26 protein-coding genes are annotated in these 24,848 nt (G+C 40.8%); 11 read left to right on the forward strand and 15 right to left on the reverse strand.

What is annotated here, in order from left to right:
* Positions 1–83 precede the first annotated feature (83 nt).
* From aspS to LDM98_RS04255, 3 genes are all read left to right on the forward strand, one after another.
* Complete coding sequence (gene aspS / locus LDM98_RS04245; protein WP_223898102.1) at positions 84–1,832, forward strand: aspartate--tRNA ligase; 1,749 nt, start codon at positions 84–86, stop codon at positions 1,830–1,832.
* 100 nt (positions 1,833–1,932) lie between these two features.
* Positions 1,933–2,526, forward strand: a complete 594-nt coding sequence (locus LDM98_RS04250) for an adenylate kinase (protein WP_223898103.1) — start codon at positions 1,933–1,935, stop codon at positions 2,524–2,526.
* A 229-nt stretch (positions 2,527–2,755) separates the two neighbouring features.
* Positions 2,756–4,018, forward strand: a complete 1,263-nt coding sequence (locus LDM98_RS04255; protein WP_223898104.1) for an OmpP1/FadL family transporter — start codon at positions 2,756–2,758, stop codon at positions 4,016–4,018.
* Positions 4,019–4,033: 15 nt separating this feature from the next.
* On the opposite strand, the gene LDM98_RS04260 is transcribed toward LDM98_RS04255, so the two are convergent.
* Complete coding sequence (locus LDM98_RS04260; protein WP_223898105.1) at positions 4,034–4,957, reverse strand: histone deacetylase; 924 nt, start codon at positions 4,955–4,957, stop codon at positions 4,034–4,036.
* A 7-nt stretch (positions 4,958–4,964) separates the two neighbouring features.
* The gene (locus LDM98_RS04265; RefSeq protein ID WP_223898106.1) at positions 4,965–5,249 is read right to left on the reverse strand and encodes a hypothetical protein; all 285 of its coding nucleotides are present in this window, start codon (positions 5,247–5,249) and stop codon (positions 4,965–4,967) included.
* Positions 5,250–5,315: 66 nt separating this feature from the next.
* Between LDM98_RS04265 and LDM98_RS04270 the strand changes: the two genes are divergently transcribed.
* Positions 5,316–5,867 (forward strand): YSC84-related protein, encoded by a 552-nt coding sequence (locus tag LDM98_RS04270; protein ID WP_223898107.1) that lies wholly within the window; start codon positions 5,316–5,318, stop codon positions 5,865–5,867.
* On the opposite strand, the gene LDM98_RS04275 is transcribed toward LDM98_RS04270, so the two are convergent.
* From LDM98_RS04275 to LDM98_RS04335, 13 genes are all read right to left on the reverse strand, one after another.
* A complete protein-coding gene (locus LDM98_RS04275; RefSeq protein ID WP_223898108.1) occupies positions 5,864–6,733 on the reverse strand; it encodes a radical SAM/SPASM domain-containing protein in 870 nt (289 codons plus the stop codon). The genes LDM98_RS04270 and LDM98_RS04275 overlap by 4 nt on opposite strands.
* Before the next feature lie 6 nt (positions 6,734–6,739).
* On the reverse strand, positions 6,740–7,804 hold the full coding sequence (locus LDM98_RS04280; protein WP_223898109.1) for a hypothetical protein: 1,065 nt from the start codon (positions 7,802–7,804) through the stop codon (positions 6,740–6,742).
* Between the two features lie 135 nt (positions 7,805–7,939).
* Positions 7,940–9,205, reverse strand: a complete 1,266-nt coding sequence (locus LDM98_RS04285; protein ID WP_223898110.1) for a phospholipase A — start codon at positions 9,203–9,205, stop codon at positions 7,940–7,942.
* A complete protein-coding gene (locus tag LDM98_RS04290) occupies positions 9,205–12,231 on the reverse strand; it encodes an efflux RND transporter permease subunit (protein ID WP_223898111.1) in 3,027 nt (1,008 codons plus the stop codon). The genes LDM98_RS04285 and LDM98_RS04290 overlap by 1 nt, the downstream gene beginning before the upstream one ends.
* Before the next feature lie 6 nt (positions 12,232–12,237).
* Entirely contained in the window at positions 12,238–12,945 is a 708-nt protein-coding gene (locus tag LDM98_RS04295) for an efflux RND transporter periplasmic adaptor subunit (RefSeq protein WP_223898112.1), read from the reverse strand.
* Between the two features lie 33 nt (positions 12,946–12,978).
* Complete coding sequence (locus LDM98_RS04300; RefSeq protein ID WP_223898113.1) at positions 12,979–14,226, reverse strand: TolC family protein; 1,248 nt, start codon at positions 14,224–14,226, stop codon at positions 12,979–12,981.
* Positions 14,223–14,822, reverse strand: a complete 600-nt coding sequence (locus LDM98_RS04305; RefSeq protein ID WP_223898114.1) for a TetR/AcrR family transcriptional regulator — start codon at positions 14,820–14,822, stop codon at positions 14,223–14,225. The genes LDM98_RS04300 and LDM98_RS04305 overlap by 4 nt, the downstream gene beginning before the upstream one ends.
* A 148-nt stretch (positions 14,823–14,970) precedes the next feature.
* Positions 14,971–15,612 carry a phosphatase PAP2 family protein gene (locus LDM98_RS04310; protein WP_223898115.1) on the reverse strand — a complete coding sequence of 214 codons (642 nt, stop codon included), beginning with the start codon at positions 15,610–15,612 and terminating at the stop codon, positions 14,971–14,973.
* Positions 15,602–16,759 carry an MFS transporter gene (locus LDM98_RS04315; protein ID WP_223898116.1) on the reverse strand — a complete coding sequence of 386 codons (1,158 nt, stop codon included), beginning with the start codon at positions 16,757–16,759 and terminating at the stop codon, positions 15,602–15,604. Before LDM98_RS04315 ends, LDM98_RS04310 begins: the two co-directional genes overlap by 11 nt.
* 99 nt (positions 16,760–16,858) lie before the next feature.
* A complete protein-coding gene (locus tag LDM98_RS04320; RefSeq protein WP_223898117.1) occupies positions 16,859–17,422 on the reverse strand; it encodes a membrane integrity-associated transporter subunit PqiC in 564 nt (187 codons plus the stop codon).
* Positions 17,422–19,014 (reverse strand): intermembrane transport protein PqiB, encoded by a 1,593-nt coding sequence (locus LDM98_RS04325; RefSeq protein WP_223898118.1) that lies wholly within the window; start codon positions 19,012–19,014, stop codon positions 17,422–17,424. Before LDM98_RS04325 ends, LDM98_RS04320 begins: the two co-directional genes overlap by 1 nt.
* Positions 19,015–19,614 carry a paraquat-inducible protein A gene (locus LDM98_RS04330; protein WP_223898119.1) on the reverse strand — a complete coding sequence of 200 codons (600 nt, stop codon included), beginning with the start codon at positions 19,612–19,614 and terminating at the stop codon, positions 19,015–19,017.
* Positions 19,611–20,255 carry a paraquat-inducible protein A gene (locus LDM98_RS04335; RefSeq protein WP_223898120.1) on the reverse strand — a complete coding sequence of 215 codons (645 nt, stop codon included), beginning with the start codon at positions 20,253–20,255 and terminating at the stop codon, positions 19,611–19,613. The genes LDM98_RS04330 and LDM98_RS04335 overlap by 4 nt, the downstream gene beginning before the upstream one ends.
* A 35-nt stretch (positions 20,256–20,290) precedes the next feature.
* On the opposite strand from LDM98_RS04335, the gene LDM98_RS04340 reads away from it, so the two are divergent.
* The 7 genes from LDM98_RS04340 (at position 20,291) to cydB (ending at position 24,847) form a co-directional block, all read left to right on the forward strand.
* On the forward strand, positions 20,291–20,971 hold the full coding sequence (locus LDM98_RS04340; protein WP_223898121.1) for a diacylglycerol kinase family protein: 681 nt from the start codon (positions 20,291–20,293) through the stop codon (positions 20,969–20,971).
* A gap of 143 nt (positions 20,972–21,114) precedes the next feature.
* A complete protein-coding gene (locus tag LDM98_RS04345) occupies positions 21,115–21,396 on the forward strand; it encodes a DUF134 domain-containing protein (protein ID WP_223898122.1) in 282 nt (93 codons plus the stop codon).
* Positions 21,397–21,420: 24 nt separating this feature from the next.
* On the forward strand, positions 21,421–21,585 hold the full coding sequence (locus LDM98_RS04350; RefSeq protein WP_223898123.1) for a hypothetical protein: 165 nt from the start codon (positions 21,421–21,423) through the stop codon (positions 21,583–21,585).
* Positions 21,586–21,918, forward strand: a complete 333-nt coding sequence (locus tag LDM98_RS04355; RefSeq protein ID WP_223898124.1) for a NifB/NifX family molybdenum-iron cluster-binding protein — start codon at positions 21,586–21,588, stop codon at positions 21,916–21,918. It abuts the gene before it with no gap.
* Positions 21,919–21,934: 16 nt separating this feature from the next.
* A complete protein-coding gene (locus LDM98_RS04360) occupies positions 21,935–22,195 on the forward strand; it encodes a DUF4492 domain-containing protein (protein ID WP_223898125.1) in 261 nt (86 codons plus the stop codon).
* The gene (locus LDM98_RS04365; RefSeq protein WP_374706919.1) at positions 22,192–23,721 is read left to right on the forward strand and encodes a cytochrome ubiquinol oxidase subunit I; all 1,530 of its coding nucleotides are present in this window, start codon (positions 22,192–22,194) and stop codon (positions 23,719–23,721) included. The genes LDM98_RS04360 and LDM98_RS04365 overlap by 4 nt, the downstream gene beginning before the upstream one ends.
* Position 23,722: 1 nt before the next feature.
* A complete protein-coding gene (gene cydB, locus LDM98_RS04370; protein ID WP_223898127.1) occupies positions 23,723–24,847 on the forward strand; it encodes a cytochrome d ubiquinol oxidase subunit II in 1,125 nt (374 codons plus the stop codon).
* Position 24,848 lies beyond the last annotated feature (1 nt).

A 24,848-nucleotide genomic window follows, 5' to 3' on the forward strand; every position in this document is an offset into this window, starting at 1 on the left:
CATATTGCCATATTTTCAAGTGTGAATTTAACCCTAAACTACTTTTTGTTATAATCGCGCCATTATAAACAGATAGGATAGTCATGAGAACACATTATTGTGCAGAAGTAAATGAAGAACATATTGGACAAGAAGTTACCGTTGCGGGTTGGGTCTCTTCACGCAGAGATCATGGTGGACTTATATTCATCGACCTTAGAGACAAAGATGAAGTAGTGCAGCTGGTATGTGATCCTGCAGACAATGCGGATGCCCATAAAATGGCTGAAGAAGTAAGAGATCAATTTGTATTGATCGCTAAAGGTAGAGTACGTGCCAGAGGTGAAGGACTCGAAAACCCTAAACTTAAAACAGGAAAGATCGAGATCGTCGTGGATGACCTGAACATAGAAAACCGTTCTAAACCTATGCCTTTTGACCTCAATGATGACAAAGTAAATGAAGAGATCAAACTGAAGTACCGTTACTTGGAACTGCGTACACAAAGATCTTACGATATCTTCAAGCTTCGTTCAAAGGCGACTATCGCTGCACGTAACGCATTGGATGCACTCAACTTCCTTGAAGTTGAAACACCTATCATTACCAAATCTACACCCGAAGGTGCCAGAGATTACCTTGTACCTTCGCGTGTACATCCCGGTGAATTTTATGCACTTCCACAGTCTCCACAGCTTTTCAAGCAACTTTTGATGGTGGGTGGTTTTGACCGTTACTTCCAGATAGCAAAATGTTTCAGAGATGAAGACTTGAGAGCAGACAGACAACCTGAGTTTACCCAAATAGATGTTGAAATGTCTTTCTGTGATCAGGAAGACGTGATAACAGTCGCTGAAAAACTGATACATGATGTATTTTCTGCTTGTGGTTTTGACATTCCTACAACATTTAAACGTATGCCTCACTTTGAAGCCATGGAAAAATACGGTTCAGACAAACCAGATATGCGTTATGACCTTGCAATGGTAGATGTGATCGACATCTTTGAAAGATGTGACAATGAAATCTTCTCAAATATCGCAAAAGCACCTAAGAAAAATCGTATCAAAGCACTGAAAGTACCTAAAGGTGATGAGATCTTCTCAAAACGTCAAATGAAAGGTTTTGAAGATTACGTACGTAAATTCGGAGCATCCGGTCTGGGTTACTTCCAAATGAAAGAAGATGGTCTTAAAGGGCCGCTTGCCAAATTCTTTACGGAAGAAGATATCCAGGCTATCATTGAAAGATGTGAACTTGAAGTAGGTGATGCTGTCTTCTTTGGTGCAGGTGAGAAAAAACTGGTATGGGATTATATGGGTCGTTTCCGTATCTATCTTGCAGAAACCATGGATATCATCCCTAAAGATACGTTTGAGTTCTTATGGGTCATGGACTTCCCTATGTTCGAAGTGGAAGAAGGTAAGGTCAAGGCACTTCACCATCCGTTTACACAGCCAAAATCATTGGATTATGAAGATATCGAAGATATAGAGTCTATCGCCTATGATATCGTACTTAACGGTACAGAGCTCGGTGGCGGATCGATCCGTATCCATAAAGAAGATGTGCAATCAGAGATATTCAAGCTCCTTGGTATCGATGAAGAGGAAGCGCAAGAGAAGTTCGGTTTCTTACTTGATGCACTCAAATTCGGTGCACCGCCGCATGGTGGTTTTGCCTTAGGTCTTGACAGACTTATCATGCTGATGACCGGTGCTTCAAGTATCCGTGAGGTTATCGCATTCCCTAAAACACAAAAAGCACAGTGTCTTCTTACACAAGCACCAAGCGTTGTAGATGCTGAACAGCTTAAAGACCTGAGCCTTAGAATCAGACAGACTCAGGCATAGAACGCTTTTTGAGCTAAGCCCAAAAAACTACGTTGTCACTGAGACTACTTCAGCAGTAGGCTCATGTGACTAGTCACATTATAAAATTTAAGGATATACAATGAAAAAATTATTTCTTATCATCGGAGCACCGGGTTCGGGAAAAACAACAGACGCAAGTATCATCGCTGAAAGAAACAGTGACACAATCGTACACTACTCTACTGGAGATATGCTAAGAGAAGAAGTAGCTAGCGGTAGCGAACTGGGGCAAACGATAGAAAGCTACATCTCTAAAGGTGCGCTGGTACCACTGAACATCATCGTAGATACGATCGTATCTGCTATCAAAAATGCACCGGTAGACAATGTACTTATCGATGGTTATCCAAGAAGTACAGAACAAATGACAGCCTTTGATGAACTGGTATCAAAAGAAGATGACATTGAACTTGCTTCAGTGATCGAAGTAAGAGTGAGTGAGCAGGTAGCCAGAGACAGAATTTTAGGTCGTCGTGCAGAAGCAGCACCTGGTGAAGAGAGAAGTGATGACAGTGAAGAAGTATTTAACGATAGAATGAAGATCTATACGGATCCATTGGCTGAAATTCAGGCATTTTACACTGAGAAGAACCTATTGGAAGTGATCTCCGGTGAAAGAACACTTGAAGAAGTGGTTGCCGACATGGAAGCGTTCGTAAAGAGCAAGATCTAAAACCCACGACCCACTTTCCTGGTGGGTAACGCTGCACTCTCCTTATTCCATCATTTTTATTTTCTTATTCAAGCCATAACATCATTTAATCTATTATGACTCTAACTATTTTATTAGTAAAACAAATCCTACTCAATTAAGAAAAAACATAGAATATAATGCGCAATATCCTTTAATATTTAATATATTTTAGCTACTATAGGTTTACATTTACTATAAGGACAAGGGAATGAACGTAAAGACAACAAGAACCTTAGGGAAACTGATCGCACTTTCACTTATTACTTCAACAATGATACATGCGACAAACGGAGATAACCTTATCGCTGTGGGTGCAAAAGCCAGAGGTATGGGTGGTGTTGGTATCGCTATGAGTCATGGTGCTGAATCTGGGTTGAGCAACGGTGCACTGATCACAAGTGTAGAAAGCAGTGAAATCGGGTTTGGTGGTACACTCTTTATGCCTGACATCAAAACACAAATTAATGTGTTTGCGGATGGTGAGATCACAAGTGATGCAGATATGAACGTGATACCAGAAGTGTCCCTTGCGCATAAAATCGATGACAATTGGTATATCGGTGTAGGTATGTGGGGAACCGGAGGAATGGGTACAGACTACCAAGACAATACTCCGCAAAATGCTCAGACCGGTACTTTTGGAAACTTCAGAATGGTTACAAACCTTCAACTGATGCAGTTTGCTGTACCAATTGCCTATAAAACAGGTGGATTAAGTCTTTCAGTCACACCTGTACTTCAATATGGAAACTTAGATATTAATTATGTCATACCGGCAAATGCATTTGGAATGGGAGCACCATCTGCTGACCAGAATATAGGTGCAGGTTTAGCACAAGACTTTGGTTTTGGGTATAACTTAGGTCTTGCATATGATTTCACTGCAAATGGAATAGCTGGGCTTACTTTCGGTGCTATGTATAAATCGACTATTGAGATGGAATACGATTATCAACTTACTACTGCTATTGCACCATTTCAAGCTTTTGGTCCAACCCTTCCTATCACAGATACACTTGAACAGCCTGAAGAGTATGGTGTGGGACTTGCCTATGCAATGGGTCAACACACCATAGCGTTTGACTATAAAAAAATAAAATGGTCTAGTGCTAAAGGCTATAGTGAGTATGGTTGGGATGACTCTGATGTCTATGCCGTTGGTTATCAATACACGGAAAATGAATGGACCGTAAGACTTGGTTACAATCATGCTAGTTCAGCTGTAGTAGAAGGATCTGATGCAAGACTTAACTTCTTTAACCTATTAGGTTTCCCTGCAACAGCAGAAGATCATTATACAGTAGGTGCCAGTTACGAATTCAGTAAACAGTATTCTCTTGATCTAGCCTATGTGCATCAAGACAATAATAACGAAACATTTGATGTAAGCGGTTTATTTGGTCCAGGTGCCACTGTAAGTACGGATCATGCGGAAGAGAGTGTCTCTTTTCAGTTAGCCTATAAATTTTAATTACTGATACAATTTTTACAGAGAGGTGCTTTTCAGCATCTCTTCCAGTGTTACTTTGACATTCTCTCCCAAAGCATTGACATTATAACCCCCTTCTAAAAAAAACACAAAGGGAACATCCGCACTATCCAGTATACACCTTACTATACTTCTTATGCCTTCAGTAGTGATATTCAGTTGTGCCAAAGGGTCACTTTCGTGTAGATCATACCCTGCAGAGACCAGGATGATGTCAGGATTAAAGTTTTTGACAAATGAGGGCAGATCATTTCCATAGATATCAAGCAATTCACTGTCTGAAGTTCCAGCCATCACTGGAAAGTTTGCAGTATATCCCATGCCTTTACCTTCACCCTTCTCTGATTGGGCACCTGTTCCCGGAAATATATATGCCTGATGTGAAGAAAAATAAAATACGGAATCATCATCATAAAAAGTATCTTGTGTACCATTACCGTGATGCACGTCAAAATCGACTATCATCACTTTTTTGTACCCTATGCTCTGTGCATACCGTGCAGCGATGGCAATGTTATTGAAAAGACAAAATCCCATGGCCTGTGCAGGTCTGGCATGATGTCCTGGTGGTCTTACGGCACAAAAAGCCCGTTCAAATTCCCCAGACCTAATACCGTCCAACGCCACTACTCCAGCCCCCACAGCCATTCTCGCTGCATCAAAGGAATCAGCACTGCAAACAGTATCCGAATCGATCCTTCCCTCATAGGCACAAACGTTTTTAATGGTCTCTATATGTTCAGCAGAATGAACGAGTTCAAGTATATGCTCAGAAGCACTGATAGGGGATTTTAAAACCAATGATGTAGACAATGGTGCAATGGCCCTGTTGATTGCCTTCAGGCGCGCTGGAGACTCCGGATGCATTGCACCGGTATCATGCTGTAGATAGATATCATCAGTTATATATGCTACTTTCATCCCACTATTATACTCTATTTTTCAGTTGAGTTATCTCCTTTTTTAATTTTTCTATCTCTTTTTTCAGTCTTGCATTCTCTTTTCGTAAGCTATAGGTTTCTGTGATTTCTTCTTTCACGGTAGACTTTTGAACCTTTTCCTCGACAGGATCATCCAGTAAGATATAGACCACATCTTTACCGTTCTCTACGACTGTTTCTGTTGCAACTTGACCTGATTTGGTCATTTTCACCACATTGAATATACTCAATTTATGTTTTGCCGCATATGATTTAATACTTAATTTTTCCATAATGTTCCTACACAATTTTTTTACTTTTCTAAGATATAATATGACAAACTTCATAAGGATTATAACATGTACAGTAAAAAATTGAACCCAATGATGCTATTGCTTCTTATCTCTCTTGCCTTTACTCAATTTTCATTTGCAAAACCGGCTGCCCAACTTAATGCAGAGGTTGATGCAGCCATCAAAAAATTTGAAAAAGAAGTGGTAGGGGGACCAGAATTTCTTTCAAAAGTAAAAGGTTATCTTGTCTTTCCTTCTGTCATTAAAGGTGGATTTATCGTTGGAGGTGAATATGGTGAAGGTGCCCTTCGTATCAATGGTACGACAAAACACTTTTACAGTATGACATCCGCTTCCATAGGATACCAGGCCGGTGTTCAAGAGCACTCGGTCCTTATCGCCTTTCTTTCTGAAGCCTCTTTAAACAATTTTATTCAAAGTAACGGATGGGAAGCCGGTGTAGATGGTTCTATCACGGTATCTGACTGGGGGAAAAATAAAGATATCACCTCTATCAGTTATGAAAAACCTATTGTGGCATTTATCTATGGTGCAGAAGGTTTGATGTTAGGTGTCAGTATAGAAGGTACTAAATTCCAAAGGATCATCCCGAATTAATCGTTAAATCGATCCTTATATGAACACTTCTGGCAAAGCTCTTCCACCGCTTTGCCCTCTTTAAACCCCTCTAACATATTGACAGCACGTTTTGCAGTTAAAATCTCATCCAGCGTATTTTCATGCAGGTCTCCGAGTTCTACGATACCATCACAATCCAAACAGCAAGGTACGACTTTCCCACTGGCCAGGATAGCCACATGTGACTGTAAGCCCTGACAGGTACCATGACCGTATATTTTATTATTTAAAGAAGGCCATTCAAAGTAGTTGTCAAAATGAACAAGCACTTTAGAGGCTAAACGTATGGACTTTGGTTTCTCTTGATAAATGGTGTCAAGATCAAGTTCGGTATCAAACGCAGACGAAAGTTTTTCAAAGAGTGTCTCATTAAACGTGCGTTCACTCATCATTTCATCTAGATTCCATACACGTAAATTGATAAAGATCTCTTCTTCCCTCTTCAATTTTGCTTCACATAACGCAAGTACGGGGTTCATATACTGTTCAAAGGTGAGAGCAGTATCATTTTTATTGAAACTATTGAGTGAAATATTGATCTGTTTTACACAGGGATGGAACAGTGTATCATGAGCATGCTTCTTTAAAAAATATCCGCTGGTCGTGAGCATCGCCTTAAGTCCATGCTTGTGGATAATATCCAAATAGGCATTCAGATTGGACAGTGTCAGTGGATCCCCGACAACATGGCAAGCGATCTCCTTCGTATACCCTTTGGCCTGGTTCACAATGGATTCAAAAAAATCCAGATCCATCTCTTTGGTGGGTAAGGCTTTTGTAGGACAAAAACTGCAGGAGAGCCCACATACATTGGTAAGCTCTATATAAATACGGTAAAACTTCATGGATGCTTATTTCATACAGCTAGATAGGTCTGTAATATTTTTTGCACGATTCACACAGGGTATACGGGATTGCAGATCTATGAGTTCGTCTTCTATGTTATCGAGTAATATATCTTTTTGTTTCTCATCCCAAAGCTGTATCTCATCATCCTTCTCTCTTCCCATCTGTATCTTCATTTGACTCAAAGGCTCCATACATTGGTTTGCTGAAAAAGAGTTTTCCACTGTCTGTAGACATTCACGTGTTTTCTTCATAGATTTTAAGAGTTTAGGTAAGAGTTTCTTTTGTCTTTTATACATATCTTTAGCAATATGGTTCATGAACTTTGTCCGCTCTTCATTGCTTATATCACCACTACTGCAACTTGTATTCATATCACAGACACCCAAAGCCGCTTCTTTTAATATTTTATAAAAATTTTCTGCTTTACGTGCATTCTTTGTTTTAATTTTATCTTTAAAAAGCGCAAACTCATGTACAGGGAAATCAGGCACAGCATACGTTTCACTGGACGTATTACTGTCAAAAATAGCTTTGGTTGCCTCTTTTACATACAGAACATCGAATATACGGGACTCTAACTTAAGCACGATATTTTTATAGATGCATTTTTTTATACCTGCACCTTCCCACACCTCACAAACAACACCAGCAACCGTTTCTTCTCCTGTTTTAGCCAAAGAAGCTGTTTCATCATGAACGTTGATATCATGAGAACTTTTTTTACGTTCCAGGAGTTGTTCATTGGTATAATCAGCAGTAATGACCGTATCTTTTGTATGTTTTTCAAGTCTTTTTACATATTGTTTATGCGCGATGGCACCTGTAGTAAGTAAATGTCCTTCTTCTTCTTCAATCTTAACTTCACCCCACTCTTTAAAGTGCAATTTTGCATACCCTTCTATCGTCAAATTGGTTTCGGGTGTAAGTGCTCCTCCACCGCTGATCTGATAGATGATCATGCCAGACTCTACAGCAAAAGGATGTGTCTTTACTTCTGCATGAAGCAGTGTGACACTTCCCAGACATGCAAAAAGTACAATCGTTTTAATGTAATGGCATAGTGTCATACGTTTCCTTGTCATACATAAGTAATTGATAGCGTATTGTAGCATAATTAAAAGCTATCAAAGATAGCTGCCGATACTAGCTATATCCATCTTACTTGAAAGAATTGTTCCTTTTTCTTTTCTATACATTCTTTTTTAAAACAATCCTTTTGAAAATGCAAATCCAACACTCATTTTTGTCACACTTCTATCATAATCGATCAAACTTTCGCCATATCCACTAAACAGTTTAACATACCAAAATGTATTCTCTGAATTAAAAAATGGTGTGGTATAGTCAAGTTGAATAGCTCCTTTATTCTCCTGAAAATCAAAATTATTCCGTACATACAAATTAAACTGATGTTCTCCATACAGGTATTGAAGCTCTATCTCGCCATAGCCTAAATAATCCGTGATATCGGGGTTATCATCACCGGAATCATTGGGATCAGTACCTTCATAAAAAGCATCACTTTTTCTGCTTTCAGGTATCCTGTACCATCCTTCAACCCTCATAAAAAGTGAATCCCACTGCCATAAGGTCGATAAAAAGAGTCTGTTCCATGATCTGGAGGCATACCCTTCTTCTCCGTTCGATTGGTGTCTATACCCGAATTTGAATGCTTTTAAATTGTATTTTTCGTCCCAATCATCCGATGTGGGTAGGATCATATAGAGTTCCGGCGTATAGTTCGTTTCCCGAAACGGTGCTGATGCATCATAGAGTTTCCACCATACCTGTTGGGTGTAGGCTACAGAAATATATTCATTCCAGCCAAAAAGATCATAGGTCAAAGGTTTTTGAAAACTGAGCTGGTACTCTGCTTCTATATTATTCTCATACTCTATATCTTGTAGCACATCATCAGATAAAACACTCCCGTTATATATGGAGGAAGGACGCCTGTACCTGCTTGACGAATAGGTGAACGGTGCAAAATAATTGGTCTTATAGGGATGCAGACCAAAACGATTTTCCAAAAACTTCATAACCATTGATTTGACTTCCGGTGTTTCAACATCTATTTTAGAAAAGGCGAAGTTCGCACCTTTCTGTTCTGATGTATAGGTAAACTGCTTTTGTACCCTTTCAAAAAAGCTCTCCTCTTTTTTACGTACAGGTTTTTTATACTCCCGCTGTACATAGGCATATTTGGAAGCAGCCTGTTTGTACCAGTGGACTGCTTTGAGAAGATCTTTCTTTACACCTTCACCATTCTCGTACATCTGCGCCAAAATATACTGGGCTTCCTTATTACCTTCCTGTGCTTCTTTTTTTATCACACCATAGGCTTTACCATAATCTTTTTCTTGATAAGATGCCAAAGCTTTCGTATATTCATCTGCACCTTGAGCCAGTAGATATACCGAGCTTAACACTGTAAACAACAACACACTGAATATACTGATCCTGAACATTATACTTTTCCTTTCTCATACCATTTTCTCAGCCATGCATCCATCGGGTACATGATACGGTAAATTGCAGGGACCACCAAAAGGGTCAAAATAGTGGAACTCATAAGCCCTCCGATGATCGCCAGTGCCATGGGTGCATTGCTCTCATGCCCTGCACCGCCTCCAAAAGCCAGAGGGAGCATCGCCCCGATCATGGCAAACGTGGTCATGAGGATAGGACGAAGTCTTTTTTCCCCAGCTTCCAAGATGGCTTCATTGACCTCTTTGCCTTCCTTGATCGCCTGGTTTGCAAAGTCAACGACCAGAATTGCATTCTTCCCTACCATACCAAGCAAAAGAATGATACCGATCATCACAAAGAGACTGAAGTTATTCCCCGTTAGGTAGAGTGCCACGATCACCCCGGTAAAGGAAAGCGGCATCGCCACCATAATGATGAACGGCTGGACGATCGACTCATAGAGTGCCGCAAGGATCAGATAGATCAAAATAATTGCCAAAAGTACTGCAGCACCAAATGCGGCATTGGTATCGGCCATATTCTCGATATCTCCCGTATAACGGTAGTTATACCCTGCAGGAAGTATCTCTCCTATTTTGTCATCGACCACTTTCATGATCACATCCAGACTGGTCTCATACATCCCCGATGTCACCATGACCTTACGCTCACGGTCATAGCGGTTAATGGATGCTGTTCCGGTATGTTCTTCAAACGTGATCAATCCTTCAAGCGAAACAAATTCACCCTCACGGTTTTTGACCTGAAGTTTTTTAATATCATCGATCGTACTTCGATACTGATCATCGAAACGCAGGGTGATATCAAATTCACGGCCGTTCTCTTCATAATAGGATATCGCTCTGTCACTGGAATACGCGCTCGAAAGGATACCGGCTATTTCATTCGCACTCACACCGGAACGCTGTGCATTTTCTCTTAATATATCTATTTTTATTTCCGGCTTTCCACTCTCATAGTCTCTGTCTATACCTACGGCCCCTTTGGTCTGTTTGAGCAGATCCATCAACTTCTGTGTCGTTTCATTCAACACATCAAGATCACTTCCTGTCACGACGATCTGTACGGGAGCGTTGCTGCTGCCCGTATCAAACGGTGCAACCTCTTCCACCGTCACGACCATATCTTTGATCGTTTTGAATGCATTGGCATACTGCTGCACTACATCTTCCTGAGAAACGGACCTCTGATCTACGGGCTTGAGCTTTGCATAGATCTTGGCCTTATGGATCTCCTTGGCACTGTTATACCCAATGGAGAGTACCGTATACTCTATATTCTCATCACTCTGCATTTTCTCAAGCATAGGCTTCATTTTTTTCTTCATCTCTTCCAGGCTTGTTCCTACCGGTGCTTTGGTAAATACCTGGAACTCACTGTTGTCCTGCATCGGTACGAAGTCCATTCCTGTAGAGAGTTTGGTCGAGGCAACCAATACTCCTATCGTGACCAGGATCGTGATCCACTTAAAACGGATCAAAGGTTTGAGCAGCGCTACATAGGCCCTGTCAAGTTTGACAAAAAGAGGCTCTGTCAAATGGAAAAATCTACTCTCCTTGGCACTTAATACACGTGCACCGACCGTCGGGATGAACATCACCGCTACCAAATAAGAGATCACAACCCCTGAAGCTACGGTCATGGCAAACGAGTTGAAGAACATACCCACGATCCCGTCCATAAAGGCAACCGGTACGAACACGGCAAGCAGTACCGAAGAGATCGCCAAAATGGAAAATGATACCTCTTTGATCCCTTCAAAGGATGCCTTGAACGGTTCCATGCCTGCTTCCATCTTTTTAGTGATGTTCTCGATCACAACGATCGCGTCATCGATAAAGATACCTATGGCAAGTGTGAGTCCTATGAGTGTCAATTTGTTCAGGTCGTACCCCAACCAGTCAATAATAGCAAACGTACCAATGATCGATGTAGGAATGGCCAATGCAGAAACGATCGTCGCAGTGATATTTCGAAGAAAGAAAAAGACAATGATGATCGCCAATATGGAACCATAGATAAGGTCAAAGGTCACATTGTCTATATTCACCATGATCTTATCGCTCTGGTCCTGGAGCAGCTGTAGCACATAATCATCCCCGGCAATGGTTTCAAGACGCGGCATCACTGCTTTCACCCCGTTGATGATATCCAGTACATTTTCCCCGGAGATCTTTTTAACCTCGAGCATGACACCTTGATTTCCATTGTACGAAGAGAAACTGCTGCTGTCACTCAAACCATCTACAACCCGCGCAACATCTTTCAGTTTAATTCCCGGTTTGATGATCAATTCCCTAAGATCATCCACACTGATGGCATCCGCTTTCACTTTGATCACAGTCTCTTTTTGATCACTGATAAGCTTACCCGCCCCCTGGTTAATGTTCTGAGCCGCAACGATATTTTGCACATCAAGTGGTGTAAGATCGTATTTATTGAGCTTGAACGGGTCAACAAAAATACGTATTTCTCTGTCCTGATACCCAATGATATTGACTTCGCCCACACCTTTGATACGTTGAAGTATAGGCTTGATCTTTTCATCTGACATTCGCATCAGTGCAGTGACATCACCTGTTTTACTGGCAACAAAAAGATCGATCACCACGCCGCTTGCACCCAGTTTTTTTACGATCGGTTTTTCCACTTCATTGGGAAGTACAACAGAACCGATCTTGTCACGTACATCGTTCGTCGCTTCATCGATATCCTTAAAAAGCTCAAACTGGATGGTCACCGTACTAAATCCTTCATAGGAGGTCGACATCAGTTTATCGATCCCATCGATCCCGCTGACAGCTTCTTCGAGTTTATCTGTCACTTTGGTTTCCACTGTACTGGCATCAGCACCGTCGTAGGTCGTTTGAATGGTAACTACAGGGAAATCGACATTGGGGAAAAGATTGACAGGCATTGTATTGTAGGACATCAATCCAAATACAATGAACGACAAGACTCCCATCAGGGTGGTGATAGGTCTGTTTATGGCAAATTTATACATCACTTCCTACTTTACTGTAATGTATCCATCACCAAAAAGTCCCACAGGGAAACTCTCTGCTTTGACCTCAGCCGACATCTTTCGTGATTTTGTATCGATGGTCGGATAGATCTTATAGATAGTTCCCTCGTACACTGTATCATCTCCATCTACTTTGTATTTAAAGCTATCACCAACTTTCACTTTACCATGATATTTTTGATCAAAATTGAGTATGAGCTTTCGTGCTTTTAGACTTTGTATATCATAGACCTCCGTGATCATTTGACCGCTGACCACATCTCCAACTTCACTATGTTTTGCAGTGATCATGCCGTCAAAAGGAGCATGAAGATAGGTTTTGGCTAAAAGTGTTTCCTGGTACTTGAGTTGCACTTTCGCATTGTCGTATTTATAGGCATAACTCTCAAACAGGGAGACATTAATATGCTGCTGGACCTTTTTTTGACGTTCATAGTCACTTTCTGCATATTTCAGGGCCACTTTTGAGACCTCGACCATCGCTTCAATATCATCATTAAGCAGTTCTGCCAGCAATGCATCTTTTTTCACAACTGACCCGATATCCACCTGCATCTCTCCGATTATACCGCTGCTGCTAAAAGCCAAGGAAGCGCTCTTTTCGGCTTTTACTTCAAAGGTTGCATAGATCTCCTCTGCATGTAACTGCAACACTGCCAATAATAAAACTACCATCTTCTTAAGACTCGGCATTTAGTGCCTCCCTGTACTGAATTTTAATTCTTGTCATCTAATAAACTCCTTTGGGTCTTTCCCCGCATAATAGTAATAGATCGACTTACCGATCTCATAATCATAAAGTGTCTCTTTGTACCGTGACTGGGCAACTGTTTTTTGCGTCAGTGCATCAAGAAAAGCAATATTGTCGATCAAACCCACTTCAAATTTGTTTTTGAGCACCGCATAGGTACTTTTTGCAGCACGCAGAGCACTTTTGGCACTTTTAAGTCTTGTACGTATCGTCTCCAGACTTTTTTGTGAGAGATCGAAATTCATCTGTTGTTCTTGTTTTGCATGATCGATCTCTGAGAGCAATGCCAACTTCTGATACTTTACCGCTTCACTCTCTTTTGCCATTTTTCCATTGTCAAAAAGCCTCATGTTCACAGAGATCATCAATGTGTTCTGATGATCAAGCAGTAATCCATCTCCACTCAGTTCACCCAAAGAAACCGTATCATCAAAATGTGATTTATTGTACGTATCAGATATGCTTACCTGTGGTCTGTAGCCTGCATCAATGATATTGGACTGCTCACCGATGGCATTGGCATTGGCTTCAAGCATTTTGATAGTTTCAAAAGTTTCAAATCGCTCATTTTCGGGTTCTTTAAAAGAGTCTCTTTTTAACTGTGCAGCAGACAGACCGCTTAGGAGCTGCAGATTTTTTTCACTGCTTACCAACTCCAAGTGCGTATTAGCCATCGTATAATTATTACTGTCAAACTCTGCCTGAAGTTTATCCACCTCTTCTTGTGTAGAAAGGCCTGCACTCTTAAATTTTTTGATACGCTTTATCTGTGCTTTCAACTCAACAGAACGTTCTTCCAGAGCCTGCAGTGTTGCCTTGAGCTTCTGCAATCCGTAATAATGACGCACGATTTCAAGCGTAATACTTTTTTCAAACGCACGTTTTTCAAAAAGCGCTGCTTCATGTTCATAACGTTTGGCATCAAGCAATGCACTTTTTCTGCCGCCGTCATATATCTCCAGATTCACCGTAGCAAATGCACTTGAGGTTTGCCCCGGGTTGACTATGTTATTCGGTGAGATGTAACTGTGATTTGCACCGATATCCACTGTCGGCCAATAAGCACTTTTGGCTGCTTCTACTTCCTCTTGTTTGGCAGTCACTCTTATGTCTTTTGCTTGAATTAATCCGTTCTCTTTATTTGCATGTTCTATCAATGTCTTTAACCCGTAATTTTGGGCAAAAACAAACAAAGGCAAAAACAATCCTACTACTATTCTCATCTGATATCCTTCTTTTCAATAATCGTAAACAAGGTTTCAACAAATTGATCGATATGCACTTTTGCATCGATCTCATTGACTTTTGATTCTACCACCAAGCCTAAAGAATAGGTGTGCAGCATCCCAAACATCTCTTTGGACTCCGCTTTTATCTCTCCCATTAGTATAGCTTCATCTACGATCTGATCCAATATTATTTGGAATCTTTCACGACATGCCCTACTGAAGTCTCTCATCTCATCCACATTGGATGTCAGTGAAATGGCTAAAAATTCTCTATAGATAGACAACTGTTTTTCATAATCGGCATCACTGTAGAGTTGAGACAAAAATCTTTTGATCTTCTCTTTGGTACTGATATCTTCCCTGATCAGTGCATGAAGCCATTTTTCATGTTCCGCAATAAAAACGGAAATGATCTCAAAAACGATATCTTCTTTGTTTCTGAAATACTCATAGATCGTACCTTTACCGACACCGGCACACTCTGCTATTTTGGAAATGGTAATATTTTTGATACCGTGTTCAAGTAACAGACTTTTGGAAGCAAGTGCGATAGCACGGCGTTTCTCTTCTTTATTGACAATAATTGCCATACCGCTCCTTTTATGACTGACCGTCGGTCAATTAAAAATCAATGAAGTATAACACATTTTATTTAGAATGGGATGTTTGAATCTATGGTGAATTTTTTTACAGGTTTTTGATGAGCTGAAGTATGGAAATTTGATTATGCAGTGTCACTTATATGTGCTTAAGCCTCTGTATCAAGACGATCATTGTGACCCAAAACAGACCCAGTCCTATGCCTGCGACCACATCACTCAGCCAATGTACATCCAGATACACTCTCGAAAAAGCAATGATAAGCGGCCAAACGATACAACTTGCCCATAACACTGACCGTAAGGCTAGGGAATGCACTCTTTTAGAAAGTATCAAATAAACAGCCAGTGCCATTGCTGTTGCCATTGTGGTATGTCCTGAGGGGAATGAGTAAGTTGCGATCGAAAGTATATCGGAACTCGGCCTGTCACGTTGTACGATCATTTTGATAGAAATATACGCTATATTTGCACCTAATACAGAAAAGAAATAGAACAAAAGATCATTATACCATCTCTTATAGATCAAAAAGAGCATCATGAAGAGTGAAAAAATAAAAATACCCATTGCACCGTTGAAGTTGGTCAGTGTCACCATAAACTTGGTCAATATCGGGGTCTGTATCGTATGGATATACGTCTCTATCCATCGATCTATCATGAGAATATACTCTTTTTCTCTCACCCCATCTGCCATTGCTGCAAACAGATAAAAGCCTAGAATATTCATTGTGATCACTGCTTTGTTTTTTAAAAGAAATGCAACTACTTTAGTTTTCATGACGACCTTTCATTAAAAGAAAAAAGAGTGTCAGTGCCAGTGTTCCCGAAAAAGCATAGACCAATGCGATCTTCATATTCATATGTTCCCAGATGAGCCCGGAAATATATGCTCCCAATGCGCCAAAGAGTGCTACTCCAGCGTAAAAAATGCCATAGACCGAACCTTTATTGGTTGCACTTTGTGCTATAAAGGCACGGTTGGCATTCAGAGACGCCACAGTGAAAAGGCCCAGGAAAACATAGGAGATCCATGTAAAAAAAGGACTCTGCAGCATTAAAGATCCTTGAGCAGCAGCGCCGCAGGCATAAGAGAATGCCAGGACACGTTTCACGCCGAATCGATCAATAAGTATGCCAAAAATATAACTGCTCAGTGTCTGTACTCCAGAAGATACCACAAAAAGCAGCGGTATGACAGCTGTGGCAATGCCAACCGCTTTGGCCTGCATCGTAAAAAAAGAAGGGTTGAAGGCAAAAAGTAAAAATAGAAAATAAAAGAACAGTGCACCGATCGTTTTTTTGTCATCCTGAGTCAATGTAAATGATTGTTGGGATTGGGTCATTGGCTTAGGTACATCACGCACAAAAAATGTGACGATCACAAGTCCTATGATACCAGGAACAAAAGTAGCATAAAAGATGTTACGCATGACCGTTTCACTCTGACCAAAGTACCAAAGCAATGCAAAGAGTATCAACGCACCGCTCAGTTCTCCTGCGATGTCCATCATCTTATGAAAACCAAAGGTTTTACCCGATGCATGTGCTCTGATATACTGGACGATCATCACATCTTTGGGAGCAGAACGCAGTCCTTTCCCCAATCTCTCCGCCACCTGTAAGCCTGCTACAGTTTTATACCCCTGTGTAAATCCTATCAGAGGCTTGCTCAAGGCAGAAAAAGCATATCCTCCCACAACCAAAGGTTTGACAATACCATATCTGTCAGAGATATAACCCGATACCAAACGAAGTGCATATGAGGCAAAAGTAGATATCGCTACGATAATACCCAGTTTGTCCATACCCTCATCCAAGACTATAACAACAAAAATAGGTAAAATGGGCATGATCATTGCAGAAGCCATATCAGTAAAATAACTTACCCAACCCAGCATAATGACATTTTTATTGATATGTTTCATGATCTTGCATATTTCTCATATTTACTCAAATCTGTCATGACCTTTTCCTCACTCTAGAACTATCGGTCCATCTATTCAGTCAAGAAGGCAGAAACCATGCTAAAGCTCCCTGACTCCTCTGGCTATCTCTTCTTCCAATTGTGCAAATGCACTGTCCATAGCATTCACGATACTGCCGGCATCTTCATTCGTTGGCACGGTTGTACTAAATAATTTAAGTACTCTTCTGTCGGTTCGCATCTCTCTTGCTTCCCAGCTTGCATCAAGATAGACCGTACCTTCCTGAGCAATGAAACGTGATACTTGCACATTGATCTTGATGTCCGGTTGACCATCTGTACCCCAGGGATATGCATACACACCAGGCTGTTTAAACTTTTTTTGTAAAAAGGAGATCAGCCTGCGTGTCAATCCGGTATCCATATCTTCGGCCCATGCTGAGCCCCCTAAAAATATGACATGGTTCGATGATTTTGCGACTGCGATCTCTCTTTTAAAAAGATACTTGGGTACCGCAACCTTCTCAACCCCTATCACTTGAGACTTATAAGGATACATCTCTTTGGGTTGAGAAGCAGTAGAAAGAACATAATAGTTCTTCAAGGTACAGCCACTGACTATCAATAGAACGCTCAAGGTGAATAGTAGTTTGATCCTGGTCATTATTTATCTCCAAAAATAAGTGAATTTGGTTTACGGTTCATCAGTTTGAGGAACTCCTGCATCTCTTGAGATGTTTCTGTCACCTCTTTGAGCGTTTGAGAAATTTGATGCGTTAAGAGTGAATTACTGTCATACCCTTTGAGTACCTTTTTCGCTGTACGTAGTGTTGTTGTCAACTCTTTCATGGCTTTATCCATCTCCTCAGGCATCGTTTTAAAGCTTTTAGCCTCAGTCATTGCATTGAGATTATTCACGGTCTGCTGCAGGTCTGCCACTATTTTCCGTAAAGGCTCTGCATTCTCACCCACCACTTTATTGAGAGAAGCCACCAGTTTTTCAATCCCATCGACTATGCCTCTTGTATCATTAGGAACAGAAGGAAGACGCACAAAATGCTCTCCTTGTACTATACTTCTGCGTGTAGTATTCGTTTCAAAAACCAAATCAACAAAAAGTGTACCCGTAAATGGGTCTGCAGAAGATATTTTCGCACTTAACCCCTCCTCCAAAGCCTGATAGAATTTCTGTTGGCAACTTGTTATATCATCATGCTTTGAAGCAAAAGAAGAGAGGTCTATATCAACAAGAATTTTCCCGAGTATCTTATGTGTCTGTTTATTATAGGAAAGTGCAATATCTTTTACACGCCCTACTTCATACCCTTCATACTGTACCAGTGCACCTTTTTTGAGTTTAGCGATAGGGTCCTCGGTCAGGATTTCAAAGGTATTGATAAAATCTCCGCCTTTCCCGATCACCTGTCCTTCTGCCAGATTGGCATTTTTGTAAAGACGGAAAACAAATTTATCAGGTACCGTATCAGAAGTATTTTCTCCCGTAGAAGAGAATTCTATACCTCCTTGTAACAAATGCGTCACGGGCGCGACATTGACATCAAGCCTGCCATGAGCCAGACTCATCTCGACTGCGCTCGTAACCCAGAACTTGGAACTTCTGTGCACATAGGGTACATAGAGTTTGTTGATGAACACCACAAACTCAACACCCTGCCCATCCAAAGAGATGTTCACGTGTTCTACCTGACCCGCCTCGATATTTTTAAAATAGACCGGTGTACCTTTTTTGACATTGTAGCTTGTGGGGGCACTAAGCTGAAAGTACATACCGTCTTCTGTGTACCTGTACGCCTGTGTCAGACCATGAAAAGATCTCTTAGGCTCTCCGTCTTTGGCAGAGAACATATCGATATAGGTTCCGGATATCAAAGTCTCCAGACCTGAGACACCGGAGATCCCTACCACAGGCTTGACGATCCAGAATTTTGCATGGGTATTGAGATAAGGGGTGGCAGATTTTTCCATTCTTGCGATCACCTTCACACCTTCACCCTCTTCTTGCAATACGATCTTTTTTACTGTACCAATGGGGACATTTCTGTATTTGATCTGACTCTGCCCCGCATGCAATCCTGCGTTTTCCGGAAAAATAATTTCGATTTCAGGTCCGAGTTCGGAAAAATACTGATAGGCTAACCATCCGGCTATAATGAGTGCGATAAACGGTACGATCCATATGGAGGTGATCAGATTGAATTGACTGGATTCTTCTATGGTAGGTCGCTGTGTTGACATTTATTGATATCCCTTAATTAGACGTTCATTGAAAGCATGTGCTGCTAACAGTGTAAAAAATACGGAGAGTGCAAAAGCAGTCGCTGCCATTCCCGCAATGATCTCGATATTGGCAAGATGAATGAGTGCGGCAAGTATGGCTACCACAAAAACATCGATCATAGACCATGGGCCGATGACCTCTGTCATATAATACAATTTATGCTTATTGACCTTCTTATCTTTCCCTATAGGGTATTTTACACTAATCAACAAATAAATCAAAACAAGAAACTTGAGTACAGGTATCAGAATGGATGCAACAAAGATGATCATAGCGATAGGATAGGAACCGTGTTCCCATAACATCACAACACCGCCCAAGAGTGTATTGCCCTCCTCGCTTCCGAACTGTTTAGTGATCAGCATAGGATAGATATTGGCAGGTATATAGGCGATCATAGCAGTGATCAGGTATGCCCATGATCTTTCTGTACTGAAAACTTTATGGTGATACATAGCAGCATCGCAACGACGGCACCTGTTCTCTCTGCCCTTGTCTATATTCACAGCCCCGCATACCGGGCATCTTATAAGTTTGTCTTCGTCTATCTCTATCACTTTTCATCCTCATCAAATACGATTCTTTTTCGCAACATCCATAGATCAAAGAGATGCATACGTTTGACTATATAGAGGTCGATCAGTACAAAAACCATGAGTGCCCAAAATGCAATGCCAATATGAATTTGGGCATACCCAATCAATTTTACCAATGCGACGAGTATACTGATCAAAAATATATCTGTCATACTCCAGGGCTTGATATGTGCAAGCAAAACAAGAAGTTCTTTGGTTAGCTTCTTGCCCCGTTTCATCTTTAAAAGCGTAAAAAGCAGCATATTAATCGTAAAGACCATAAAAGGGAAAATAAAAATAAGAAAGGTACAAAGTATGCCTACAAGATAAAACCCATTTTCAAACAGCGAAAAAATCGTTTTAGGGACCGTGATGAACTGTCCGTGTCCGAGTATCTCTATCTGTACCAAAGGAAAGAGATTAGCAAGTATAAAAAACACAAGGCCCGTAACACTCAATGCCAAACCATGATCTATAAGTCTGCTGTCATATCTGTAGAGTACCGCCCCGCATGTTGAACAGCATGCCTTCATACCATCTTCCAGAGGTAACGCTTCATGCAGTGTAAAACATTGCTCACAGAGTATAAGGTTATCAAGTGCATCTTCATTTTCAAGTTTCATAGATATAATTATATCTGATATAACTAAGGACAATGATGCGTATTCTCTCTATAGGTAAAACACTGCAACATGACAAACTCGATATTTTCTCTATAGAAGGGGCTTCCCTACATACGCTGTCTGATATAGAAGCATTTGACTATATCATCATCTCAGGAGGCGATGGTACGATCAGACGTGTCATCACACAACTCCACAAGATGACACACTCGACACACTTCATTCTCAACCCTATAGGTTCTTTTAATGTCGTTGCAAAACTGCATAAAGTACCAAAGCTACAAACCGTGCTCGATGCTTTGGCGAACAATGAAATCCTTCCGACACAAAAACACTCCTATTTTACACTCAATGAGGAAGTCTTTCTCTTTTCTGCAGGAAATATGGGTGATCTGCAGCATATCTTTCTTGCGGAAACGCTGCGTTTTGGTCTGCTGAAAAACAACATGGGTAAATACGTGCTTTCGTTTCTTTTTCTACTGCCGCTGCACCTCATCATGACACCCTTCATGCTGATGAGTTCGAACCGTTTTTTCATCTTCACCCCTGCATCGTTCATCAAAAGATTCGGTAGTTTTTACGGAAAGGTCCAAGAGATGACGATCGAACTGGAAGATACCTATAATCACATAGAACTCGATGGTGATATTGTCACGATAACAGATAATCTCCTTCATATCAAGCCAGCCGGGCATATTCTTATTGTGACAGCGTAAACCGCTCATACTACACTTTTCAGTGCATCCTACAGAGAATATTAATAATATAAAGTAATAATTATTATAAGTATTGACAATACTAAAATTCTTTGCTACAATAACTCATATTTTGGACATATGTTCAAAATGAAAGGTAATGTATGCAGCAGTACGGAAGAAAAAAAATTAGACGTCATATAGCACAAGACCACTCTCAAGTCTGTTTTAAACCATGTGGTATACAAGGAAAATATCTAGAAAAGATAATGCTTGATGCAGATGAGATGGAAGCGATACGACTAAGTGACTATGAAGGTTTATACCAGCAGGAGTGTGCTGATAAGATGGGTATATCAAGAACCACTTTTTCTCGGATATTACAGCAGGCACACAAAAAAGTCTCCGATGCCTTGCTTCATGGCAAAGCCATCGTTATGATATAAACTTAAATAAAAAAAGGAAATAAAATGGCAATAAATAAAGATATAGGATGCAATAATATAAAATGCGTTGAAGCATCGATGTGTGAAAGAGCAGTGATGTATGAAAACGGGACTGCACAAGCAGTCAAAAGTTTTGGTGGCAGCCCTGAAAAAGGCTGTGGTAAATTCATTCCTAAAAAGGAGCAATAGATGAAAATAGCCATACCCGTAAAAATGAACAATGAAAATACAGCCATTGCTCCACTATTTGGCAAAGCCAAATGGTTTGCGATCATTGAAGATGAAAAGATCACGATAGCAAAAAATCCTGCAGAAGGTGGACGTGGCGTGATAGAATGGCTACATCAAATACAAGTTGATACGATCATCATGCAAGAGATGGGACAAAGCCCGTATAAGATGATCCAAAAACTTGGGGGTATAAAAATCTATCATGCCGGATTTGAACGTATGACATTAAAAGAAGCGCTTGAGAAGTTTGATCAGGATGCTCTGCCTTTGCTCGATGACACAGGTATGTAAAAGATCATTGCACACCATGAAGAAAAACATTCTCATGGGAACCACGGTCATGAAGATCATCACCATACTTAAACAAATCCCTCTGTTTTATATAGAGGGATTTAAAAATATGCGCGTTGGCAAAAAACTCTGGCTGATCATCGGCATTAAGTTCATACTCTTTTTTGTTATTATGAAACTGTTATTTTTTCCCAATATACTTAAAGAGAACTTTTCAGATGATACACAAAGAGCAGAGTATATATTGAATAACCTCACTCAGCAAGGAGAAGAATAATGGAAGAACATTTAGTAGATTGGTCACGTGCGCAGTTTGCACTGACCGCAATGTACCATTGGTTATTTGTACCGCTTACCTTGGGACTCTCCTTTATCATCGCCATCATGGAGACGATCTATGTTAAAACAGGCAGCACAGTTTGGAAAGAGATCACCAGGTTTTGGATGACGCTTTTTGCGATCAACTTTGCTATAGGACTCGCAACAGGGATCATTATGGAGTTCGAATTTGGTACGAACTGGTCGAACTATTCATGGATCGTAGGTGACATTTTTGGTGCACCGCTTGCTGTAGAGGGTATCATGGCATTTTTTATGGAATCTACCTTCTTTGCGATCATGTTCTTTGGATGGAACAAAGTCAGTCAAAAAATGCACCTGCTGTCAACCTGGCTTGTTGCGATCGGCTCTAATCTGTCAGCGCTCTGGATCCTGGTTGCCAATGGATGGATGCAGCATCCTGTAGGTATGAAGTTCAACCCGGATACCGCACGATTTGAAATGGAAAGTTTTTTTGATGTCCTTTTCAACCCAAATGCCTACTCCAAATTTCTGCATACCATAGGCAGTGGCTATGTACTGAGTGCTCTGTTTGTGGTGGGGATCAGTGCCTGGTACCTTCTCAAGAACAAAGAGGTCATCAAAGCAAAAAAAAGTATGGTCGTGGGGGCGACATTTGGTCTTATCACCTCCATTTTTCTTATCTTCACAGGTGATGAGGCCGCACACCAGGTCGCACTCACACAACCTTCTAAACTTGCCGCTATGGAAGGCCTTTACGATGGACATAGACGTGCGAGTATCATTGCTATGGGACAACTGAACCACCACAAAAAAATTGGTGATGATCAGGAGGAGTTTTTTTGGAGTATTGAGATACCCAGAGCACTCTCATTGCTTGGATTTCATGATGTGGATGCTTTTGTTCCTGGTATCAATGAGCTGGTATATGGGGATATGGACTATCATAACATTGAACCTGCAAGCCAAAAGATAGAAAAAGGAAAAATCGCCATAGCAGCATTGAAAGCCTATAAAAAGGCCAAAAAAGAAAAAGATGAAGCAGCAGCCAAAAAAGCTTTATTGGACTTTAGAGCCAATGAAAAGTATTTTGGATACGGCTATTTAAAAGACCCCAAAGATATTATTCCACCTGTAGCATTGACCTTTTACAGTTTTCATATCATGGTCGGTCTAGGTACATGGTTTTTGGCACTCTTTTTCTTTATTCTTTACTTTAGTATGGTCGGGAAACTAGACAAACAAAAACTCTTGCTCAGATCAGCAGTATTTTCTATTCCGTTAGGATATATTGCCGGAGAGATGGGATGGATCGTTGCAGAGGTTGGAAGGCAGCCATGGGCGATCTTTGAAATGCTGCCTGTAGGCATGGCAACTTCACAGATAAGTACTACAGCCGTCCAAACAACCTTCTGGCTATTCGCTCTTATCTTTACAGGGTTACTCATCGCTGAGATACGCATCATCACAAAACAGATCAAAATCGGAATGAAAGGAGACTAAAATGTTTGAAACTTTATCACATCTAAGTTTGCAGCAATACTGGTGGTTCATCGTGGCTTTACTCGGCGGGCTATTTGTCTTTATGATGTTCGTACAGGGCGGACAGACTCTTTTGAATACACTGGCAAAAAATGAGTCAGAAAAAAATGTCATCATCGCTTCCCTTGGACGTAAATGGGAACTTACCTTTACCACACTGGTCATGTTCGGAGGTGCACTCTTTGCCGCTTTTCCCCTGCTCTATGCCGTCAGTTTCGGTGGAGCCTACTATGTGTGGATGGCCATTCTTTTTTGCTTTATTATCCAGGCTGTCTCCTATGAATACCGTAAAAAACCTGATAATTTTTTAGGTCAAAAAACCTATGAAATCTTCTTATATATCAACGGTTCGATAGGTATCATCCTGATCGGTATTGCTTTGGCAACCTTTTATACCGGTGCCAATTTCATCAGAAATGACATGAACCTCTCGTCATGGACGAACCATACCTATGGCCTCGAAGCCGTACTAAATCCTTTTAATGTTGCTTTTGGTCTCACAGTATTCTTTCTTGCACGTTCACAAGCAAGTCTCTACTTCATCAACAACATCAATGAGCACAACATCGTACAAAGAGCCAGAAAACAGCTTAAAACAGATGCCCTGCTTTTTTTAGTATTCTTTTTGGCTGTAGCAGTCACATTGATGATGATCAGCGGTATTGCCTATGATCAAAGCGGCTTCAAAATCGTAGAACATCAATTTTTTCTAAATTTGATCACTTCTCCTATATTGTTGGGTACTCTACTTCTAGGAGTGATTTTGGTTCTTTATGCTTTTTACATCACGCTGTTTAAAGATTCTACCAAAGGTATATGGTTCAGCGGTGCGGGTACAGTACTGACAGTTGTCACTCTTTTGAGTCTTTTAGGTTTTAATCATACGGCGATCTATCCTTCTCTCAGTGACCTGGAGAGTTCATTGAGCATCGAGAACAGTTCAGGAAGCCATTATACACTGACTGCGATGAGTTATGTCTCATTGATGGTACCGTTTGTACTGGGCTATATCTATCTGGTCTGGAAGTCTATAGACAAAGAACAAATCACAAAAGAAGAGATCGAGTCCGATCATCATCATTATTAGG

This window comes from Sulfurovum sp. TSL1 (assembly GCF_019972135.1).
Taxonomy (GTDB): Bacteria; Campylobacterota; Campylobacteria; order Campylobacterales; family Sulfurovaceae; genus Sulfurovum.

Bases quoted from the DNA above. Each gene is read 5' to 3' on its own strand.
- LDM98_RS04270 (WP_223898107.1), top strand. From the start codon at position 5,316: ATGTACAGTAAAAAATTGAACCCAATGATGCTATTGCTTCTTATCTCT.
- LDM98_RS04335 (WP_223898120.1), bottom strand. From the start codon at position 20,255: ATGAAACTTGAAAATGAAGATGCACTTGATAACCTTATACTCTGTGAG.
- LDM98_RS04275 (WP_223898108.1), bottom strand. From the start codon at position 6,733: ATGAAGTTTTACCGTATTTATATAGAGCTTACCAATGTATGTGGGCTC.
- LDM98_RS04360 (WP_223898125.1), top strand. From the start codon at position 21,935: ATGAAGAAAAACATTCTCATGGGAACCACGGTCATGAAGATCATCACC.
- LDM98_RS04255 (WP_223898104.1), top strand. From the start codon at position 2,756: ATGAACGTAAAGACAACAAGAACCTTAGGGAAACTGATCGCACTTTCA.
- cydB (WP_223898127.1), top strand. From the start codon at position 23,723: ATGTTTGAAACTTTATCACATCTAAGTTTGCAGCAATACTGGTGGTTC.
- LDM98_RS04320 (WP_223898117.1), bottom strand. From the start codon at position 17,422: ATGACCAGGATCAAACTACTATTCACCTTGAGCGTTCTATTGATAGTC.
- LDM98_RS04280 (WP_223898109.1), bottom strand. From the start codon at position 7,804: ATGACACTATGCCATTACATTAAAACGATTGTACTTTTTGCATGTCTG.
- LDM98_RS04305 (WP_223898114.1), bottom strand. From the start codon at position 14,822: ATGGCAATTATTGTCAATAAAGAAGAGAAACGCCGTGCTATCGCACTT.
- LDM98_RS04355 (WP_223898124.1), top strand. From the start codon at position 21,586: ATGAAAATAGCCATACCCGTAAAAATGAACAATGAAAATACAGCCATT.
- LDM98_RS04340 (WP_223898121.1), top strand. From the start codon at position 20,291: ATGCGTATTCTCTCTATAGGTAAAACACTGCAACATGACAAACTCGAT.
- LDM98_RS04310 (WP_223898115.1), bottom strand. From the start codon at position 15,612: ATGAAAACTAAAGTAGTTGCATTTCTTTTAAAAAACAAAGCAGTGATC.
- aspS (WP_223898102.1), top strand. From the start codon at position 84: ATGAGAACACATTATTGTGCAGAAGTAAATGAAGAACATATTGGACAA.
- LDM98_RS04345 (WP_223898122.1), top strand. From the start codon at position 21,115: ATGCAGCAGTACGGAAGAAAAAAAATTAGACGTCATATAGCACAAGAC.
- LDM98_RS04260 (WP_223898105.1), bottom strand. From the start codon at position 4,957: ATGAAAGTAGCATATATAACTGATGATATCTATCTACAGCATGATACC.
- LDM98_RS04290 (WP_223898111.1), bottom strand. From the start codon at position 12,231: ATGTATAAATTTGCCATAAACAGACCTATCACCACCCTGATGGGAGTC.
- LDM98_RS04285 (WP_223898110.1), bottom strand. From the start codon at position 9,205: ATGTTCAGGATCAGTATATTCAGTGTGTTGTTGTTTACAGTGTTAAGC.
- LDM98_RS04300 (WP_223898113.1), bottom strand. From the start codon at position 14,226: ATGAGAATAGTAGTAGGATTGTTTTTGCCTTTGTTTGTTTTTGCCCAA.
- LDM98_RS04265 (WP_223898106.1), bottom strand. From the start codon at position 5,249: ATGGAAAAATTAAGTATTAAATCATATGCGGCAAAACATAAATTGAGT.
- LDM98_RS04350 (WP_223898123.1), top strand. From the start codon at position 21,421: ATGGCAATAAATAAAGATATAGGATGCAATAATATAAAATGCGTTGAA.
- LDM98_RS04315 (WP_223898116.1), bottom strand. From the start codon at position 16,759: ATGAAACATATCAATAAAAATGTCATTATGCTGGGTTGGGTAAGTTAT.
- LDM98_RS04295 (WP_223898112.1), bottom strand. From the start codon at position 12,945: ATGCCGAGTCTTAAGAAGATGGTAGTTTTATTATTGGCAGTGTTGCAG.
- LDM98_RS04250 (WP_223898103.1), top strand. From the start codon at position 1,933: ATGAAAAAATTATTTCTTATCATCGGAGCACCGGGTTCGGGAAAAACA.
- LDM98_RS04325 (WP_223898118.1), bottom strand. From the start codon at position 19,014: ATGTCAACACAGCGACCTACCATAGAAGAATCCAGTCAATTCAATCTG.